The sequence below is a fragment of the Clostridium sp. ZBS15 genome, from assembly GCF_023845705.1.
Lineage (GTDB): Bacteria > Bacillota > Clostridia > Clostridiales > Clostridiaceae > Clostridium > Clostridium aquiflavi.
Genome location: NZ_JAMQHY010000183.1, coordinates 1 through 262 on the forward strand (window position 1 = coordinate 1; position 262 = coordinate 262).

Consider the following 262-nt stretch of genomic DNA (forward strand, 5'->3'; position numbering starts at 1 on the left):
TTTTAAAGAAAAAATATAATCATAATTTAAACAGAAATAGAGATGCTGAAGAATATTTTAAAACCCATACAGTTAAAGAATGTATAAAATATTTAAGTTTATTCAATACAGTAACTAGAGAATTAAGCAATTTAATTGTAGAAATAGAAAGTCTTACAGGAAGAAAAATGACAGAGGATGAAAGGCTTAATGGATTTAACTTATAGGAGGTGTATAAAAGGTGAAAACAATAAATGAGGTTGACTTAAAGCAAGTCATAGAG

Annotated in this window: 1 protein-coding gene; it reads left to right on the forward strand. The window is 25.6% G+C overall.

Translation table 11 applies throughout. The features are described 5' to 3' along the window. Positions 1–206: hypothetical protein (locus NG904_RS16955; protein WP_252232906.1), on the forward strand; the 206-nt coding region annotated here is incomplete at its 5' end. Positions 207–262: the final 56 nt, after the last annotated feature.